Annotated in this window: 3 protein-coding genes; 2 read left to right on the forward strand and 1 reads right to left on the reverse strand. The window is 35.6% G+C overall.

What is annotated here, in order from left to right; genetic code table 11:
- Positions 1–828, forward strand: an 828-nt coding sequence (locus tag DPN68_RS12885; protein ID WP_157958503.1) for a transposase, incomplete at its 5' end; no start/stop codon positions are given.
- Positions 829–934: 106 nt separating this feature from the next.
- On the opposite strand, the gene DPN68_RS12890 is transcribed toward DPN68_RS12885, so the two are convergent.
- Positions 935–2,923 (reverse strand): VPS10 domain-containing protein, encoded by a 1,989-nt coding sequence (locus tag DPN68_RS12890; protein WP_157958511.1) that lies wholly within the window; start codon positions 2,921–2,923, stop codon positions 935–937.
- Positions 2,924–3,620: 697 nt separating this feature from the next.
- Here DPN68_RS12890 and ltrA point away from each other — a divergent pair.
- The coding region (ltrA, locus tag DPN68_RS12900; RefSeq protein WP_113988696.1) for a group II intron reverse transcriptase/maturase at positions 3,621–4,458 on the forward strand (838 nt) is incomplete at its 3' end.

Genomic DNA, 4,458 nt, shown 5'->3' on the forward strand with positions numbered 1-4,458 from the left:
TATTTTGGACAAATCGCAGTAGACGATGCACACCATGTTATTACTGGAGCGTGTTCTGATTTTGCAGACAAGCGCGATAGTCAATGTTTAGAAAAAATTGTGGAACTTATCGAAGAAAACCTAAACGAAAACGACATTGAATTAGAAGAACTTTTAGCCGATGGCGGTTACAGCAGTGGCGAAGCGTTGGCGTATTTACATAAAAAAAATATTGATGCCTACATTCCTAACTTCGGGCAATACAAACCCGAGCGCGAAGGTTTTACCTTCAACAAAGAGGAAAATTATTACCAATGCACTAAACCCGAAGGCAACCAAGCCAAACTCCTTTTCAAAGGCGAAAAAACGGATAGTAAAGGCTACACCAAACGCACGTACCGAAGCAGCGAGAGTGACTGTAAAAACTGCCCACTCAGAGAACAATGTTGTGGCAAAAGCACTAAGTTTAAAAAGCTAGACGATAGCATCCACAAAGAACATTACGACCGTATGCATCAAAAACTCACACAAAATGCCAAATATGCCAAAAAGATGTCGAGAATACGAAGTAAAACAGTCGAACCTGTGATTGGAACCTTGGTCAACTTCACGAACATGAAACGAGTCAACACCCGAGGCATCAAAAACGCAAACAAACATGTACTCATGGCAAGTTTAACCTACAACTTGAAGAAATACTTGCGTTTTACCATCAAAAAACCAAGTGTTTTAGCCCAAGTTATTTCCCTAAAACAAGGGAAGTACTTTGCTTTTATAAAAACGGTCTTTTTAGACAACAATAACTCAATTTTAAGCTTTCTAAAAATTAGAATTTTGTACATGAACTAAAATAAAACCTCGCTTAAAAGTGCTTAAACGAGTTCGGAATTTTATGTTTTTTGAAATTTTATTTAAAAAATGGTAGTTATGCAACAGTTACCGCTGTTACCCACAGTTATTTTTCATTTAATTTCTTTCTGTACATATATTCAGCAATTTTGAAGATTGCATAATTCTTATCTCGTGCAATTTCCTTAAAAAAATGGCCGTTTGTTATTTCATCTATTTGTTGTCCAAAGAGTATAGAGTTAGTTCGGAATTTTAATCCTTCAAAGTCAACTATCCAAGGAGTATATAGATAATTTGGTTTGTCGTCAGAGTTTTCAATTATTAATTTTTTCCCGTTTTGAAATACAAAAATAATTCTTCTCCAATCTGTCGTAGTACTCCAATTTCCGTAAGCTTGCCAAAAGGCATTATTGATTTCTTCTTCGCTTAAAGTGAATAATGAGTCGGCAATTGACTTGTAAAAATTGAAATCGGTGTTTTCTCCTGGAAATGAATACAAATTATCAAAGTCAAAACGGTCTATACCTGATTTCTTTATACGTTGTTCTTCCTTGTCAATAAACTTCTTGAATTCTTTTATTTCGCTATCTGTAATTTTCAAATCTATCAATGAAACCTTTTCAAATCTTGATTTATCAATTATCTCAATAATCTGTTCTATTTTGTCTGCGTTTATTTCGCTAATTGCACGGGAAAGATATTTTGAAGATTTTGTTTTTTTATCAACTACAAATTTGTCGCCTTTTTTAATGTAAGACCTTAATGAATTATTAGAATGGAAACAACCTTGACTGCCATTTTCAAAATGTAATTCCTTAACTAAGAGATTAGAAAAAAGACTTTCAGGCAAACTATATTTATTAACTGACTTTTCTTTTGGGTCAAAATTGTATTGATTATTTAAACTTCGGTCTGCCAATACAATTTTGCTATCAAATAAGGAAGCATTAGCGATTGAAAAGTCCACGTTCATAAAATGATACCAAGCTTTTTTCTTTTTATCAAAGTGCAATATATCTTTGTTCTCAAATCCATATTCTTCGCCTTCAAATTGAAGCTTCAAATAGGGTTCTTGAATGGGAATTTCATTTGTAAATAATTGAGAAACTGTAAAGTCAATACTATTAATCTTATAAATACTTTCAAAGGTTAAAACGAAAAGGTTGTTATTTCTTACTCCAATTGCTCTTGGATTATTTTCGACAGTTTTCTCAGACTGCCAAGTTTTATAAAAGTCACTATTATATAGACTTATGCTCAAATCCTGATTAATTGTGTAAAGGTTTTCATTTTCGGTAATTTCAAAATCAGCTACATTTGGCAAGTACAACCAATCAATAGAATTAGATTTGGTTATAAATACTCTACCTTGTTGATTAATAATATAGTAATTTCCAAAAACTCTTATTTTCCTTATATCTGGTCGATCTTCTTTTGAAAGTCTTTGATACTTTCCTTGACTTAAAGGTGTAGGTAGTTTTTCCCAACTTTGGCAATTATCAGTCGTTTTGTAGAGTACGTTCCAAAAAGAGCCAAACAAGCCTGTTTTTTCATCTTTAGCAAAGTGAATTGTCGAAAATCTTAATGAATTTTCGTTTCCTGCTTTATCAAAGCTTTTCCAAGTTTCGCCGTAATTTTCACTATAGTAAATAAGTTGAGAATTTCCACTCATCCAAGCTTTTCCATTATCGTTAATGTAAGCAGCATCAATCCAACTACTTTTCCCGAATATTACTTTTTCCCAAGTCTTTCCGTGATTCCCTGACCAAAAAACAAAGTCTTGCTTTCCACCTTCTTGAATAAACCCTGAAATCATCATAGTATCTTCAGAGAAAAAGTTTAATCTCTCAAATGTCTTTCCTGAACTAAAATTGTAAGGGTCAAGCGAACCAAAAGGTCCAATATGCCATAGTTCGCCAATTTGCTTGGTGTAATAAACATTTCCCGCTTTTGTTGCTACCCAAATTTCTTCTGATGGTGAAATTCCAAGTTCTGATACTCCGCCTAAAATTGATAATCTTGATAAATATTCTTCTTGTCCTAAAACAGTAAATGGAATAAGTATGATTGTCAATATGTGCAGTATCTTCTTCATAATTGTGGGTAACGTTTTGCGTATATGACTTGTGGCGGTTTTCGAAGCACTTTGTTGTCGGCTTGCACCAAACTTACCTAAAAGCTCAAAGCTTGAATTTACCACTTTCCCCGCCATAAGTTATATACGCTGTGTGTGCCCTGCATATGCAGGACACACCCCGAAAGCTTTTCAAATAGTTCAAAAATACAAATTTTGACTACAAAAACTAATTTTCGGGGTGTTATTTTTCCAGAGGGTGTGAGTCCCTTAACCGCGAGAGTAACGTCTCGAAGGTTTAGTACGTGACAAGGTGGTTTACCGCGAGGTATGCACTGAAGGAAGTCAAACGGCAAAAGTCTGTACTGACGAACAGAAAGTACATAAGAGGCATAGCAGTAAGGATGAGTATCCACAGCAATACGAAGTCCAAAACAGTGTTCTGAACATGCTACTAAATCAGATTACTGTCATGTAGATGTACCAGGAATAGACGGAAGGAAAAAGCGGTTACTAGGGGAGGTCTCTTAGATTACGAGTTAATCACAAAGAGAAGTCAGCAGAGGTCATAGTACTTGAAAGCAACGAGGTGTGAATAGATACCGCACAGGTCTCACAAACAAGGAAGGACTGAACGCAAAGAGGTTTTCAATAAGTAATGGAATCTTGCCTAGGTAGATAGCCCTACTTAACGAAAACAGGTTAAAACAAAACTAAGATGATTGAAAAAGTAGTACATCCATACAACTTTCAAAAAGCATTGGAACACGTCATTGCCAATAAAGGTAGTGCAGGTGTTGATGGCGTTTCTATCAAAGAACTCCGCAAGGTATTCCCAGAAAAGAAAGACCAGTTAATTATGGAAATAAAACAAGGAAATTATCAAATTCAACCCATTTTAGGAATAGAAATTCCCAAAGGCAACGGAAAAACCCGATTATTGGGAGTTCCCACAACAAGCGAACGAGTGTTGCAACAAGCGGTTTCACAAAGCATCGCACCTTTATTTGAACCCGAATTCAAACCCAGCAGTTTTGGATTTAGACCTAACAAAAATGCCCGACAAGCCGTTGGACAAGCACGGGACTACATCCATTCAGGACTGAACCACATTGTGGATATTGACTTGAAAAATTTCTTTGATGAAGTTGACCATTGTTTACTTCTGAATTTGTTGTTTCAAAAAGTGAAATGCAAAACCACAATGCAACTCATTCGCAAATGGCTTCGAGCACCGATTAAAATCAACGGAAAGCTACGAAAACGAAGAAAAGGCGTTCCGCAAGGTTCTCCTTTAAGCCCACTATTGTCTAACATCTTACTCCATCAATTGGATAAAGAAATGACCCGAAGAGGACATAAATTCGTTCGTTACGCTGATGATTTTAGTATCTACTGCAAGAGCCATAATCAAGCGAAAGCTACGAGCGTAGTGATTGAAAAGTTCCTTAAGAACAAGCTCAAACTAACCATCAACGAGGAAAAGAGTGGGATTAGAAAACCCTCTAACTTTACGTTACTTGGCTTTGGATTTGTGCCCGTTTACAATAAAGGAA

The sequence above is a fragment of the Flavobacterium tibetense genome, assembly GCF_003293845.1.
Lineage (GTDB): Bacteria > Bacteroidota > Bacteroidia > Flavobacteriales > Flavobacteriaceae > Flavobacterium > Flavobacterium tibetense.